This window comes from Actinomyces acetigenes (assembly GCF_031296635.1).
GTDB lineage: Bacteria > Actinomycetota > Actinomycetes > Actinomycetales > Actinomycetaceae > Actinomyces > Actinomyces acetigenes.
This window is the reverse complement of record NZ_JASPFC010000001.1, coordinates 1-13,364: the sequence shown is the minus strand read 5'-3', so window position 1 is coordinate 13,364 and position 13,364 is coordinate 1. Positions and strand designations below refer to the sequence as shown.

The 13,364-nt window shown below is 68.4% G+C and carries 11 protein-coding genes and 1 tRNA gene; 6 read left to right on the top strand and 6 right to left on the bottom strand.

The genetic code is table 11. From position 1 onward, the window contains the following. Positions 1-2: 2 nt before the first annotated feature. Together RIV14_RS00060 and RIV14_RS00055 are read left to right on the top strand one after the other, a co-directional pair. Positions 3-1,694 (top strand): OmpA family protein, encoded by a 1,692-nt coding sequence (locus RIV14_RS00060; protein WP_309324698.1) that lies wholly within the window; start codon positions 3-5, stop codon positions 1,692-1,694. A gap of 14 nt (positions 1,695-1,708) precedes the next feature. Continuing rightward, positions 1,709-3,400, top strand: coding sequence for an OmpA family protein (locus RIV14_RS00055; protein WP_309324696.1), 1,692 nt, complete (start codon positions 1,709-1,711; stop codon positions 3,398-3,400). 294 nt (positions 3,401-3,694) lie between these two features. Here the strand turns inward: RIV14_RS00055 and rplA are convergent, their stop codons facing one another. The 5 genes from rplA to RIV14_RS00030 all read right to left on the bottom strand — a co-directional run bounded on the left by rplA (position 3,695) and on the right by RIV14_RS00030 (position 6,560). Next, entirely contained in the window at positions 3,695-4,384 is a 690-nt protein-coding gene (gene rplA, locus RIV14_RS00050) for a 50S ribosomal protein L1 (protein ID WP_075373683.1), read from the bottom strand. 98 nt (positions 4,385-4,482) lie between these two features. Then, on the bottom strand, positions 4,483-4,914 hold the full coding sequence (rplK, locus tag RIV14_RS00045; RefSeq protein ID WP_003789267.1) for a 50S ribosomal protein L11: 432 nt from the start codon (positions 4,912-4,914) through the stop codon (positions 4,483-4,485). Positions 4,915-5,173: 259 nt separating this feature from the next. Then, complete coding sequence (gene nusG / locus RIV14_RS00040; protein WP_075373684.1) at positions 5,174-6,019, bottom strand: transcription termination/antitermination protein NusG; 846 nt, start codon at positions 6,017-6,019, stop codon at positions 5,174-5,176. A gap of 135 nt (positions 6,020-6,154) precedes the next feature. After that, positions 6,155-6,391 carry a preprotein translocase subunit SecE gene (gene secE / locus RIV14_RS00035; RefSeq protein ID WP_003789264.1) on the bottom strand — a complete coding sequence of 79 codons (237 nt, stop codon included), beginning with the start codon at positions 6,389-6,391 and terminating at the stop codon, positions 6,155-6,157. Between the two features lie 96 nt (positions 6,392-6,487). Then, a tRNA-Trp gene (locus RIV14_RS00030) sits at positions 6,488-6,560 on the bottom strand. 199 nt (positions 6,561-6,759) lie between these two features. Between RIV14_RS00030 and RIV14_RS00025 the strand changes: the two genes are divergently transcribed. Together RIV14_RS00025 and RIV14_RS00020 are read left to right on the top strand one after the other, a co-directional pair. After that, positions 6,760-7,974, top strand: coding sequence for a pyridoxal phosphate-dependent aminotransferase (locus tag RIV14_RS00025; RefSeq protein WP_070662943.1), 1,215 nt, complete (start codon positions 6,760-6,762; stop codon positions 7,972-7,974). 167 nt (positions 7,975-8,141) lie between these two features. Further along, a complete protein-coding gene (locus tag RIV14_RS00020) occupies positions 8,142-9,212 on the top strand; it encodes a variant leucine-rich repeat-containing protein (protein WP_256699397.1) in 1,071 nt (356 codons plus the stop codon). A 91-nt stretch (positions 9,213-9,303) separates the two neighbouring features. On the opposite strand, the gene RIV14_RS00015 is transcribed toward RIV14_RS00020, so the two are convergent. Next, on the bottom strand, positions 9,304-10,551 hold the full coding sequence (locus RIV14_RS00015; protein WP_075373685.1) for a phosphotransferase: 1,248 nt from the start codon (positions 10,549-10,551) through the stop codon (positions 9,304-9,306). 474 nt (positions 10,552-11,025) lie between these two features. Here RIV14_RS00015 and RIV14_RS00010 point away from each other — a divergent pair, with 474 nt between their 5' ends. Together RIV14_RS00010 and RIV14_RS00005 are read left to right on the top strand one after the other, a co-directional pair. Continuing rightward, positions 11,026-11,865: a hypothetical protein gene (locus tag RIV14_RS00010; RefSeq protein WP_256699398.1), complete on the top strand. Its 840-nt coding sequence runs from the start codon at positions 11,026-11,028 to the stop codon at positions 11,863-11,865. A 182-nt stretch (positions 11,866-12,047) separates the two neighbouring features. Next, positions 12,048-13,118 (top strand): adenosine deaminase, encoded by a 1,071-nt coding sequence (locus tag RIV14_RS00005; RefSeq protein ID WP_075373687.1) that lies wholly within the window; start codon positions 12,048-12,050, stop codon positions 13,116-13,118. Positions 13,119-13,364 lie beyond the last annotated feature (246 nt).

Sequence of the window (13,364 nt, the reverse complement as noted above, 5' to 3'; positions counted from 1 at the left end):
CGATGCGTCGTCGTGTGTTTCTGTCCGGATCGTTCCTGACCGGTGTGGGCTTGCCGCTGCTGACCGGGTGTAAGCTTCCCTGGCGGTCGAAGCGTCAGCCCGCCTCCTCCTCAGCAGCGTCGGCGTCGGCGGGCAAGGCATCGGGCGTGCCTGCGGCGTCGGGGGCGCCGCAGGGCTGGCAGGAGCTTGATGCTCACGTCATGGGCCACCACCTGGGGATCCAGGTCTCACCGCTGGTGCGCCGCGACGAGACGACCACCGTGCTGGTCCTGAAGCTGACGCGGGCCAAGGACGACCCCGCGGTCAAGGACATCGCAGACGCCGCCGGCGACGGCAGCAACACCTTCGAGGCGTCCTTGCCTTTGTCACGCCCCGGTATGTTGAGGAGATCCGACTGGGGCGCCAACGGGGTACGTCTGCTGGACCTGCCCACCAACCGGGTGTGGCTAGCCACCGGCAGCGTGGAGAACAAGGTCAAGGACAACCACAACAACCTGCCGCTCAAGCCGGGTGCGTCCACCAGCTGCTTCGTGCTCTTCGGGGCGGTGGATGCCAAGGAGGTCACCGTCTTCGTCCCCCAGGCCGGATTCGTCACCGTCAACGTCCTCGACAGCAGCGCCGCAGCAGCCTCCGGCATCGACTTCAAAGCCATCGACAAGGCCTTCGACAGCGTCGCCAACCCCAACTACGAGGCCAAGCCCGACCAGGCGCTGGCCGCCCCGGTGCCCATTGAGCGCTACACTCGGGCACTGGACGACTCCACCAGCACCCACACCGGAAGCAAGGACATCACCGTCACCCTCGCATCAGACGTCACCTTCGCCTCCGACTCCGCCGACCTCACCCCCGCCGCCGACGCCCAGCTCCAGACGGTGGCCGGCCAGCTGGCCCAGTACCCCGACGGCGGGACCCTGTCCATTGTGGGGCACACCGACGACGTCCAGGACGACGCCTACAACCAGACCCTGTCCGAGAAGCGCGCCAACGCCGTCAAAACCCGCCTCGAACAGCTCACCAAACTCGACAAGTGGCAGACATCCGTGTCCGGCAAGGGCGAGTCCGAGCCCAAGGTCAACGACACCAGCGACGAGGCCCGCGCCGTCAACCGACGCGTCGAGATCACCCTGACCCCCACCGGCGGCACCACGACCAAGACCACTACCCCGTCCGCTGGAACCGGTTCCTTGCCCGAGACCAAGGGCCCCGTCGCCAAGGGCTCTGAAGGCGTCACCGTCAAGCATGTCAGTGGCAACAGCCAGGTCACCATCACCATCGACCACGTCACCCGCTCTGGCGGATACCTCCTCGGCCAGCTCCACACCACCATCAACGCGAAGAAGGGCTCCGCCCCCAACGGCCTCGAGCACTGGCTCAGCGACAAAGAGGCTCTCTTCTCCAACTCCCGCAGCGAGGACGGCAGCAACGAGGCCACCGAGGTCTCTTCCGACGGGTTGACCCTCCTGGCCGCAGGCGAGCGCATCTACCCAGCCGACTACATCGACGCCGGCTTCAAGACCCACGTCCCCCTCACCGAGCTCCAGCTCACTCCCCCTATCAAGGCCGGCACCACCACCATCTGCGTCATCTGGCCCGACCCCGGCGGCGACACCGTCACCCTCGACCACGCAGCAAACAGGAAAGAAGTCGCCGACTTCGCCTTCCGCCTCACCGACATCCCCGTCAAGAACAGCTGAAGGGACCCGCAGCCATGCGTCGTCGTGTGTTTCTGTCCGGTGCGATCCTGACCGGTGTGGGCTTGCCGCTGCTGACCGGGTGTAAGCTTCCCTGGCGGTCGAAGCGTCAGACCGGCTCGGCGTCGGCGTCGGCAGGTGGGGCGTCAGGGACGGCCGTGCCTGCGGCGTCGGCGGCGCCGCAGGGCTGGCAGGAGCTCGACGCCCACGTCATGGGCCACCACCTGGGGATCCAGATCTCACCGCTGGTGCGCCGCGACGAGACGACCACCGTGCTGGCCCTGAAGCTGACGCGGGCCAAGGACGACGCCGCAGTCAAGGAGGTCTCAGACTCCTTGAACGACCACGGCAGTAACGTCTTCGAGGCGGCTCGGCCGCTGGCACGTCAAGGCGGCAATAGGACCTATGAACCGGCTGCGGGTGGGGTGCGTTTGCTGAACCTGTCCACCGGCCGGGTGTGGTTGGCCACCACCGGCGTGGAGAACAAGGTCAAGGACAACCACAACAACAAGCTGTCGCTCAAGCCGGGTGAGTCCACCAGCTGCTTCGTGCTCTTCGGGGCGGTGGACGCCAAGCAGGTCACCGTCTTCGTTCCCCAGGCCGGCTTCGTCACCGTCAACGTCCTCGACAGCGGCGCCGCAGCAGCCTCCGGCATCGACTTCAAAGCCGTCGACAAGGCCTTCGATGACGTCATCAGCTACTCCCGGGACGAGTCCAAGCCCGACCAGGCACTGGAGGCCCCGGTGCCCATTGAGCGCTACACCCGGGCCTTGGACGATTCCACCAGCACCCACACGGACAGCAAGGACATCACCGTCACCCTCGCCAGTGATGTCACCTTCGCCTCCGACTCCGCCGACCTCACCCCCGCCGCCGACGCCCAGCTCAACACCGTCGCCGACCAACTGGCCCAGTACCCCGACGGCGGGACCCTGTCCATTGTGGGGCACACTGACGACGTCCAGGACGACGCCTACAACCAGACCCTCTCCGAGAAACGAGCCAACGCCGTCAAGACCCGCCTCGAACAGCTCACCAAGCTCGACAAGTGGCAGACATCCGTGTCCGGCAAGGGCGAGTCCGAGCCCAAGATCAACGACACGACCGACGAGGCCCGCGCCGCCAACCGACGCGTCGAGATCACCCTGACCCCCACCGGCGGCACCACCCCTAAGAACACTGCCCCGTCCACCGGAACCGGTTCCTTGCCCGAGACCAAGGGACCGGTCGCCAAGGGCCCTGACGGCGTCACCGTCAAGCATGACAGTGGCGCCCAGCTCACCGTCACCCTGGACCACCTCACCCGCACCGGTGGCTACCTCCTCGGACAGCTCCACACCACCATCAACGCAAAGACGGACTCCGCCCCAGGTCTCTACAACTTCCTCGAGGACGATGAGTCCCCCCTCACCGGCTCTCGGGGCGAGACCGCCAGCAACGACGCTATCCGGACCGCCTCCAACGGGTTGACCCTCCTGGCCGGAGGCGAGCGCATCTACCCCGCCGACTACCTCGACGCGGAGTTCAAGGCCCATGTCCCTCTCACCGAGCTCGGAATCGGCCCCTTCATCAAGGCCGGCACCACCACCGTCTGCGTCGTCTGGCCCGACCCCGGCGGCAACACTGTCGCCCTCGACCACGCAGCACCCAGGAAGGAAGTCGCCGAGCTCGCCTACCGCCTCACCGACATCCCCGTCAAGAACAGCTGAAGCCCATCCGGGACTCTCGCAAGGACGGAGAGGTCGTCCCCGTCCTTGCGAGAGGGAGAGACAAGAACGGGGACAACCGGCTTCTCTGCTTCCCCGCCATCTGGAAGCTCCACCGACGGCTTCACCGTAGTCAGCCCGGCACCTTCGCGGACCATGGGCAGATGCCCCCGTGGAGGGCTCGTGCCGTCCCCAGGCAGGCCCCGAGGACGGCACGACCCCACGCACAGGTGAAGAACGGCGTCGGCCGCCTCCCGGATGAGGAGGCGGCCGACGCCGTCGTGAAGGAAAAGAGCCTCAGGCCTTGGTGACGTCCATCGGGATGCCGGGACCCATGGTGGTGGTCATGGTGGCCTTGAGGATGTAGCGGCCCTTCGAGGTCGAGGGCTTGAGGCGCAGGACCTCCTCCAGGGCGGCCTGGAAGTTCTCCGTCAGCTGCTCCTCGGTGAAGGAGGCCTTGCCGATGATGAAGTGGAGGTTGGAGGCGCGGTCCACGCGGAACTCGATACGGCCGCCCTTGATGTCGGAGACGGCCTTGGCCACATCCATCGTCACGGTGCCGGTGCGGGGGTTGGGCATGAGGCCACGGGGGCCCAGGACGCGGCCCAGGCGGCCGACCTTGCCCATGAGGTCAGGGGTGGCCACGGCGGCGTCGAAGTCCGTGTAGCCCTTGGCGACCTTCTCGATGAGCTCGTCGCCACCGACCTCGTCCGCGCCGGCGGCGCGGGCCTGCTCGGCCCGCTCACCCTGGGCGAAGACGACGACGCGGGCGGTCTTACCGGTACCGTGCGGCAGGGACACGGTGCCGCGGACCATCTGGTCCGCCTTGCGGGGATCGACCCCCAGGCGGAAGACGACGTCCACGGTGGCGTCGAACTTGGTGACAGAGGTGGACTTGGCCAGGTGAACGGCCTCGGCCGGGGTGTAGAGGACTCCGGACTGGATCTTCTCAGCCGCGGCGCGGTAGGCCTTGGAGCGCTTGGTCATCTGCTTCTCCTTGCAGTCGTGGTGTTCGGGCCGCGCGAGGCCCTTCCACGGTTTCGTATGGGGATTGAGTTGAGAGAGCCGGCGGGCCGGCGAGTGCCTCAGGCCTCGACGGTGATGCCCATGGAGCGGGCGGTGCCGGCGATGATCTTGGCGGCGGCCTCGATGTCGTTGGCGTTGAGGTCGGGCATCTTGGACTCTGCGATCTCACGCACCTGAGCCTGGGTCAGGGAGGCCACCTTCACGGTGTGGGGGGTGGCAGAGCCCTTGGGGACGCCCGCAGCCTTCTTAATGAGCTCGGCGGCCGGCGGGGTCTTGGTGATGAAGGTGAAGGAGCGGTCCTCGTAGACGGTGATCTCCACGGGGATGACGTTGCCGCGCTGCGACTCGGTCGCCGCGTTATACGCCTTGCAGAACTCCATGATGTTGACGCCGTGGGCACCCAGGGCGGGGCCGATCGGCGGAGCGGGGTTGGCCTGGCCGGCCTGGATCTGGAGCTTGATCAGCCCGGCGACCTTCTTCTTGGGGGCCATAGGAATGGGTCCTTCTTACTTGTCCGGATGTGCTGCACGCCTGCCGTGCAGCCGTGGGTGCATGCGCACACACAAGCGCTCATCGTAGCCCGCTGCCGGGCCGAGCAGGGCGCCCGGTGCGCGGTATCACAGGACATCGGCCTGTGATTCACGGCTCCCGCGCCGTGGCCGCTCGCGCGACCCGGACGGTTGTGGCCCGACGACGCTGTTCCGCGTCGTCGGGCCACAAGGGCTGATGGTTCCTGCCCTCAGGTCCGCCTCAGATCTTGGCGACCTGGGTGAAGGAGAGCTCGGCTGGGGTGTCGCGACCGAACAGGGAGATGAGCACCTGGAGCTTCTGGGTCTCGGGGTGGATCTCGGCGATCGTCGCCGGCAGGGACTCGAAGGGGCCGTCGGTGACGATGACGGACTCGCCGACCTCGAAGGCGACTTCGAAGACCTGCCCGCCGGTGGTGATCTGGGTGCCGGAACCGGACTCTGGGGCCGTGGCCTCCGCGGCGGCGGCCTCCTTGGCGGCGATCTCCTCGGGCGTGGGGCCGAGCTGGGCGACGGCCTCCTCGAAGGTCAGCGGCACCGGATTGTAGCGGTCCCCCACGAAGCCGGTGACGGCCGGGGTGTCCTTGATGGTGCGCCACACCTTGTCCGAGGTCTCCGGGTCATCCAGGTCCATGCGCACGAACACGTAGCCGGGGATGCGCACCCGGGAGACTTCCTTCTTCTTGTTGCCGTTCTTGATCTCGATGACCGTCTCCATGGGGACGGTGGCGTCGAAGATGTAGTCCTCGACCTCGAAGTTCTCGGCGCGGGCCATGATGTCGGCGGCCACGCGGCGCTCGTAGCCGGAGTAGGTGTGCAGCACGTACCACTGCCCCGGCAGGGCCGACATCTGGCGGCGGAACTCGGCCAGCGGGTCGACGACGGGCGCCTCCTCGGCCGGCACGGCCGGCTCAGCGGCGTCGTCGGCCTGCGCCTGAACCGCTTCGTCGGTCGCATCGGCCTGGGCGGCCTCAACCTGCTCGACGGCGTCACCGGCGTCGTCGGCCGCGAGCGAGGCGAGGGCCTCGACGTCGTCGGGGGTGGTCTGCGAGGAGACATCCTCAGACATGGTGTACCTGCTTTCCAGTGGCGTGAGACGAGCGGATGCGACGGGCCGCGCGAGCAGCAGCGGCGTCGGGAGTAGACATGGTCAGGTGCGCAACCGCGCATCCCCGGTGAGGGCGCGGCCGCGGAAGCCGGGAGGTCAGGCGAAGAGCCACATGACGGCTCGGTTGAAGGCGAAGTCCAGCACCCCGGTGAAGGCCATGATGGCGATGATGAAGACGACCACCACTGTGAAGTAGGTCCACAGCTCGTTCATGGTGGGCCAGACGACCTTGCGCAGCTCGTCAATGACCTGGCGGATGAACAGGGCGATGCGCCCGAAGAAGCCGCGCTTGGTGGCCGACTTGCCTGTCGCAGCGCGTGCGCTCTCGCTCATGAATCTGGGTCCTCAGGGTCGACGGTCAGGTCAGTTCCCGCACAGCGGGGAGAAGACGAAACCGACGGGATCTCCCGACAGATCCGCCGTTCTCAGCAGGGCAGGCGGGACTCGAACCCACAACCGCCGGTTTTGGAGACCGGTGCGCTACCAATTGCGCCACTGCCCTTCAGCGGTGCTCTAGTTTGCCATACGAGAAGGCCTTTGCGGTAACCACTGGCCGTGGGGTGCGCCACGCCGGGGCCGGCCGGGGCGTTGCCGCCCTGCCGCGGTTCCGGAGGAGCCCCGGAGGCACCCCGGTGCCATCGCTGACGGATCAGCCATGTTTTCAGACGTGCAGGCCTTGCAGGTCGTGGGACCATAGTCGGGTGACACCTGCACCCACGCACCGCGTTTCCGCCCGCCTGTCCGCCATCGCCCCCTCCGCCACCCTGGCCGTCGACGCCAAGGCCAAGGCCCTCAAGGCCGCCGGTCGCCCCGTCATCGGCTTCGGCGCCGGAGAGCCCGACTTCCCCACGCCCGACTACATCGTTGAGGCCGCCGTCGCCGCCGCGAAGGACCCGGTCAACCACAAGTACTCCCCAGCCAAGGGTCTGCCGGTCCTGCGCGAGGCCATCGCCGCCAAGACGCTGCGCGACTCCGGCTACGAGGTCTCCCCCGACGACATCCTGGTCACCAACGGCGGCAAGCAGGCCGTCTTCCAGGCCTTCGCCGCACTCGTCGACCCCGGCGACGAGGTTCTGCTGCCCGCGCCCTACTGGACCACCTACCCCGAGGCCATCGCCCTGGCCGGGGGCACCACGGTCGAGGTCTTCGCCGGTGCCGACCAGGACTACAAGGTCAGCGTCGACCAGCTCGAGGCCGCACGCACCGAGCGCACCAAGGTGCTGCTGCTGTGCTCGCCGTCGAACCCGACCGGCTCGGTCTACACGCCCGAGGAGCTCACCGCCATCGGCCGGTGGGCCCTGGAGCACGGCATCTGGGTCATCACCGATGAGATCTACGAGCACCTCCTCTATGACGGTGCCCAGGCCGCGCACGTCGTCAAGCTGGTTCCCGAGCTGGCCGACCAGACGATCGTCCTCAACGGCGTGGCCAAGACCTACGCCATGACCGGCTGGCGCGTGGGCTGGATGATCGCCCCCAGCGACGTCATCAAGGCCGCCACGAACTTCCAGTCGCACCTGACCTCCAACGTCGCCAACGTCTCGCAGCGCGCGGCGCTGGCGGCCGTCAGCGGCGACCTGACCGCCGTCGAGCAGATGCGCACTGCCTTCGACCGGCGCCGGCGCACCATGGTGAAGATGCTCTCGCAGATCGAGGGGCTGACCGTGCCCGTGCCCCGCGGCGCCTTCTACGCCTACCCCAGCATCGAGGGACTCGTGGGGCGCACGCTGCGCGGTACCACGATCGACAGCTCGGCCACGCTGGCCGCACTCATCCTCGAGCACGCTGAGGTCGCCGTCGTTCCCGGTGAGGCCTTCGGCCCCTCGGGCTTTGTGCGGCTGTCCTACGCGCTGGGCGATGACGACCTGGTCGAGGGCGTGGGGCGGGTCCAGAAGCTGCTGGCCGAGGTCGAGTAGCGCCTGAGGCTCCGTCTCTCCTCCGCCTCCTCCACCGAGCCGGGCATTTCTCGCGTAGCCCCACAGAAATTCTGTAGGGCACCGCGAAAAATGCCCGGCTCGGCGTTTGATACCAATGTGGTTGCGGACGGGCATTCCGTATCCTTCAGGGACCTATCATCCGATTCGTGCCAGCTCACACTCCCGACGATGAACGTCGCGCCACCGATCCCAGTACCGAGCCTGAGGTGCTGGAGTACCTAGCCAAGGCATTTCCAGATCTGCGACCGGTCGTCGCCGCCAATCCTGCGCTTCCCGCGGTGCTGCGCGAGCGGATTCTCCAGATGGGCTTGGGCAACTTGTCTCAGGTTTCACCCGCAACCCCGGTGAGCGCGGCGACAGCGTCCGACTCGACTCACCTCAGGACGGCCGAGACCGCGGCCCTGCCCTCGATCACGACTACCGACTACAGCATCTCGCCGCACGCCGCCTCACCGCACACCGGGGCTCCTGCGAGAGCGACGGTGCAGGCAGATCCTCGCACGGAGGTCCTCAAGACCTTACCGGCCATGCCGACGCTGGCAGCCACACCGGCACCTGCCCAGACAGCGCCCGTCGAACCATCCGAGCCCCGGCCGGCCTCCCGCACCGGGTCCCGCACCGGGCTGATAGCCGCCCTGGTCACCATCCTGGTCCTGGCCGTCGCCGCCGCCGGAACCTTCGCCGGGATGCTGCTGGCGAAACGAGATCGACAGTCGGGAACGGAAGCGGCTTCCGCCGCTTCCACCGCACCGGTCCCCGCCCAGACGGCAGAAACATCGGCGGGGCAGACCGCCCAACCGACCGCAGACGCCACCGAGGCCGAAGCGACACCACTACCCGACAAGGGACCGACTCTTCCCCCATCAGCCAAGACCTTCTCCTACCAGTACGTGGACACCCCGTCGAAGAACATCTCCTGCATCCTTTACGAGGAGGGGGTGGGCTGCTCAATCCTGGAACGGAGCTACGCCTCCTCCGGGATGCAGGACTGCCCCAACCGGGAGTTCTCCATCGTGGCCCTCGCTGGTCGCACCGAGGTCCGCTGCGGAGAGGAGTACCTGGGACAGCCTGGGGACACCTTCCACACGCTGCAGTACGGAGAGACCACGACGTTCTCCGACTACGCCTGCACCTCACAGTCCAAGGGGATGACCTGCTGGAACACGATCACCGGACGCGGTTTCACCATCTCCAGGGAGTCGCACGTCAGATTCTGAGTGCCCCGAGCCGGGCATTTCTCGCGTAGCCCCACAGAAATTCTGTAGGGCGCCGCGAGAAATGCCCGGCTCGGCGTGAGATCGGCGGGCTTCAGTGGGCGCCGCGGCGGGCCTGGATTTCGCGGCCCTGCGCCAGCCAGGTCTCGGCGCGGGCCAGGCGGCCCTCGGCGTCGGGGCGCCACGGGCCGCCGTCCTCGCGGCGGGCACCGGCCACCAGGGACAGGACCACGCCGGCGCAGCGCGCACGCAGGGAGACCGGATCCACCTGCTGCTCGGCCATGTGAGTCCAGGTCTCCAGGATGGGACGCAGCTTCGGGTAGGATGCGGGCGCCAGGTGGTCCAGCACGCTGACGTGCCCCAGCAGGCAGGCCAGGTCGTCAACCCGGTAGCCGGGCCCCAGGGAGTCCACGTCGAGCAGGCTGGTGACGGACTCACCCTCCATGAGGACATTGGCCTCGTAGAAGTCGCCGTGGACCGGGACCGGTCGGCCGGCGTCGGAGGCGGCCATGAGCTGCTCGACCCCCTCGGCCACGGCCCGGGCACGGGCGGCGTGCTCGGGCAGGACCGTGGCGGCGGCGTGCGCGTAGTGGCGGGCCCGTTCCGACCAGGCGGCGTGCGCCGGCAGCTGCATGGCGCTGGCCGGCAGGGCGTCCAGCAGCGAGATGAGGCCGTTGAAGACGCGTTCGCTGCGCGAGACGCTCATACCCTGGGACAGCAGGCCGGACAGGGCCACTCCCCGACCGGTGGACAGCAGGACGAGCCCATCGGGGTCCTCCCGCAGGACCTCGGGCGCGGGCACGCCTGACGCCGTCAGCAGGCGGTGGCGCTGGGCGAAGGACGGGGCCTGGCTCGGGCGCAGGACCTTGGCGTAGGCGGTGGTCTCATCCGGGAAGGTGGCGCGCACGACCGCTCGACGGGTGGGCCGGTAGGCGACCATCGTGGCCTTGACCTGCGTGCCGATCCGGGCCGAGAGCAGCGAGGGCGTGCAGGCCACTACCAGGCCGGGAAGCTCGGGGTCGGCCGGGTGGCGCCACACGTGGACCGCGGGGCCGTCTCCGCCGGTGGGGGCCACCCGGGTCAGTCCCGGTGCGTGCGGGTTGGACAGGCGAGCCGTCGTGGCACACAGGTACTCGGTGGTGGAACGCCCGTTGGGTGCGACGACAACGGCCGTGTACCCCACGGACACCCCTGCTCCGGGGCGATGGTGGACTGAGTGGACCTCCCAGCTGGCCAGACGCTGGCCAGCCGGGGCGAGGGCGGCGGAGAGCACGGACGCGGCACGCGGCCCCGTCAGCAGGGCCACCTCCTCGGGCTCCTGGGACGCCGACGAGTGGTTCATAGCGGTTAGTCTGCCCCACCCACCTGGTGGTTCGCCTCCAAAACGACCCCCGGTGTTCGACAACAGCGGAAGCCCACCCACCCCGGGGCGATGCACTGGGTGACCGAGGTCGAGTACGTGCAGGTGCACAGATCTGTCACTCCTGGCGACTTTTAGGTGGAGCAAGGCGGGTGTGACCGGGCCTCTCTCCCCTATCTGTGCAGGTCCGCGCCTTCCTCTCCTGACACAGGCTGCCGCGCCTGCCGGAAAAGTCGCCAATCGTGACACCGACGGCACTGACAACACCGAGGCAAGCCCGAAGTTATCCACAGCGCCGGTTCATGCCTTTCACCTCTGAACACTGTTTGACATGATTTAAATATGTTTGATGATGCCCGCCGCAGCGATGTACGCGCCCGGCTACTGGCCAGGAACGGCGCAGCCCGACTCTCGTCGCTGAGCCTGACCCGGTCAGAGCGCAGAACGGTGGCACGCATGCTGTCTGAGAAGGTGCTGGCCTCCCACCCCGGTCACGTCGTGGCCCTGCCGTCAGCCAAGGCCTTCGTCATCACCTGCCGCCGACTGGGAGGCGTGGTGAGCTGTGGACACGCGATGAAGCACTACGGCATCCCGCTGAGGACATCACCCGGTGTTCTCCATGTCGCCATCCCGGCGCAGCGCAGCCGCGTTCCCGATGCGATCGGCCGCACGGTGGTCCACCGCGTCAGGGGGCTGTCGCTCCCCGAGGACACCCAGCCACCAGTGGCGCAGGTCGAGCAGGCCCTCATCTGCTACATGCGCTGCGCCGATGAGCTCGATGCCCTCATCGCACTCGATGCGGCCCTGCGCCTGGGATACACGACCCACGCACAGTTGGCATCCGCCTTGCCTGGCCCACGCAACGCACCGCTGCGCTCCCTGCTCTCTCAGGCCCACCCGGGGGCTCGCTCCCTGCTGGAGACGATCGCCCGCTACGACCTGAAGCAGGCCGGATACCGCCCCGTCGCGGCGGTGAGCGTGGACGGGGTCGGCGAGGTGGACCTGGTTCTCAGCCGGAGGCCTAAGGCGATCGTTCCCGGACCGGCGGATGGCACGCATGTCCTCACCGCAGCGGCTTGCCCTGCATTGCTCGTCGAGACTGACGGCTACACCTACCACTCCTCCCGCCCGGACTGGCAGAGCGACCACCTGCGCGATCAGGCCGCTCTCGCGCGCGGTCTCACCCCTCTGCGCCTCACCAGCAACCAGGTACTGGATCGGGAGACGGTGCGGATCGTCTCCCCAGTGGCGCGTCGTCTCGGAATCCACCCAGATGTCACTCCTGGCGACTTTTAGGTGGAGGTGGGAAGGGGTCACCGGGTCCCTACCCCTATCTGCGCAGGTCCAAGCCTTCCCTCCTGTCACAGCCTGTCGGAGCCCGCCGGAAAAGTCGCCAATCGTGACACTTCGGCGCCTCCCGCTCCCGCCTCGCGCGGGAGAGCTGCCGGTGAGGTGCGAACGCGTGGAAGAATCCACCCATGCGAGACCTCGCCACCCTTCCCAAGGCGCACCTGCACCTGCACTTCACGGGGTCGATGCGCCTGGAGACCCTCATCGAGCTGGCCTCCAGCGCGCGCACGCGCCTGCCCTCGAACTTCCTGGACGGCGACCCCCTACGAGTCCCCGCCGACCGGCGCGGCTGGTTCCGCTTCCAGCGCGCCTACGACACGGCCCGGGCCCTGGTGCGCACGGAGGAGGTCATGCGCCGCATCGTCCTGGAGGCCGCCCTGGATGACGCCGCCGAAGGTTCGCGCCGCTTGGAGATCCAGGTCGACCCGACCAGCTACGCCCCTTTCGTCGGTGGGATCACCCCCGCCCTGGAGATCATCCTCGATGCCGCCAAGCAGGCCACGACCCTGAGCGGGGTGGAGGTGGCGGTCATCGTGGCGGCCTCCCGGATGCGTCACCCGCTGGACGCCCGCACGCTCGCACGCCTGGCAGTGCGCTACGCCGGGGATCAGCCGGGCGAGGTGATCGGCTTCGGCCTGTCCAACGATGAGCGCGCCGGGCAGACCTCCTCCTGGGAGCGAGCCTTCGCCATCGCCCGCCGGGGCGGCCTGGCCTCCATGCCGCACGGAGGGGAGCTCTTAGGGCCCGACCACCTGCGTGAGGTCGTCTCCGCGCTCGGCCCCACGCGCCTGGGCCACGGGGTACGCGCCGGCGAGGACCCCGCCCTGCTGGACGCGATCGTCGCCTCCGGCATCAGCCTTGAGGTCTGCCCCGCCTCCAACGTGAGCCTGGGCGTCTATCACAGCCCCGACGACGTCCCCCTGCGTACGCTCATGAGCCATGGGGCACAGATCGCCCTGAGTGCTGACGACCCCCTGCTCTTCCAGTCCCGGCTCGTCGACCAGTACGAGATCGCCCGGGCCCTGGGCTGCGACGACGCCGAGCTGGCCGAGCTGGCCCGCGGGTCGATCCGCGCCTGCCTGGCCTCACCGACGGCGAAGCGGGCCTGGCTGGCCGAGGTGGACGCCTGGCTGGCGACACCCGACCAGGTTCCGGGAGCACAGTCCGACTGCCCGGAGGCCAGCGACCTCGAGGCCTGACGCGCTTCCGCACTCGGGGGTCTAGAACCTGCAGGCGCGCAGGGACACGCTGACGCGCCCGAGGCTCGTGGCTGCGCCGGCTGCGCCTGCTGCGCAGGGCACGAGACGTCCCGACGAACCGTGTACTCGCGCAGCGAGCCCGGGGCCGACGCGGCTCTGGAGTGACGGTCTAGAAGCCGACCTGGACGGGCTCGGGCACGAGGGTGACGCCGTAACGCTCGCGCACCCCGGCCACCACCGCGTCAC